1 pseudogene is annotated in these 1014 nt (G+C 55.6%); it reads right to left on the reverse strand.

The window, feature by feature from the left end:
* A pseudogene (locus tag NW814_RS11015) lies at positions 1-611 on the reverse strand (hypothetical protein); the annotation flags it as partial.
* Positions 612-1014 lie beyond the last annotated feature (403 nt).

Raw genomic sequence — 1014 nt, forward strand, 5'->3', positions numbered from 1 at the left:
ACAGTAAGTGTGGGAGTTGGCGTCGGTGTCGGAGTCGGGGTCGGAGTCGGCGTGGGTGTCGGGGTGGGCTCGCTGAAGAAGGTATCTAAGTTCGGCTGCGTGACGCTGACACCGCTGAGCTTCAGGGTGGTGGCAAGGAAGGGATTGATCTTACTGGCCGTCGGCGGAAGACCTGTTGAAATTGCCGCAAACAAAACCGCCGCATCGTTACAGTCCACCACCCCGTCGGCAGTAAAGTCGGAAACAGAGGGCTTGAGCGGATCACCCAACCCCGTCACGTCGGCAGCCGTAATCGGCCCCACCTTGAGCGTGTTATTGACAAAGTTAACAATCTTCCCGGAGTCGTTGGTGTTGAGGGTGCAGGCGGCAAAAAGGACTGCCGCATCCTTGATGGTGACTGAGGTCTTTACCCCGTCGTAGTAGAAAGCAATGCTCTCAGAGCCCTGCACTGCTGTTTCTGGCGCCTGAGCTGAAATTGTCGGGGGAAGCTGAGTAACAGCCGGAGGATCCGAAGTAAGGGAACAAGCAGACACTCCTCCTACGAGGGAGGAAGCCAAAATCAAGGGAGCTATCGGGTGACGAAAGCGGGATTTTGAGTTGCGGGAAGCCATGGCAGATCTCCTTCAAAAACTTGCTAGGGTCAACGTCTTTAGCAAGAGCTGCCTAGCTCACCCCAGGGAAACTCAAAGGCAAACCTTGAGTCTAGACTCAAGTATACCCAAAGGGCGCTCAAAAAAGCACAGCGACGGTGCCTTTCCCAAAGCTGAAGAAGAAGACAACCGGTTGCCATCTAGCACCTCCTGAATGGAAACCGATTGCCCTTCTAGAGCCAGCCCCAAGCTAGTTCACTGAGATGCCCGGCCCAAAGTTGAAGTAGGTGGTGCTGCCAGGGTTGGTGGTGTTGTCAAAGGTGCTAAGGGTAGTACCGCCGACCGTAATCGGCCCAGGTGAAGGAATGGCGGGAGTCACCCGGATCTGGCCGCCAAAGGGGATGGTAAAGGAAGTGGGGAAGAT

Origin of the sequence: Synechococcus sp. R65.1 (genome assembly GCF_047461755.1) — a bacterium.
Taxonomy (GTDB): domain Bacteria; phylum Cyanobacteriota; class Cyanobacteriia; order Thermostichales; family Thermostichaceae; genus Thermostichus.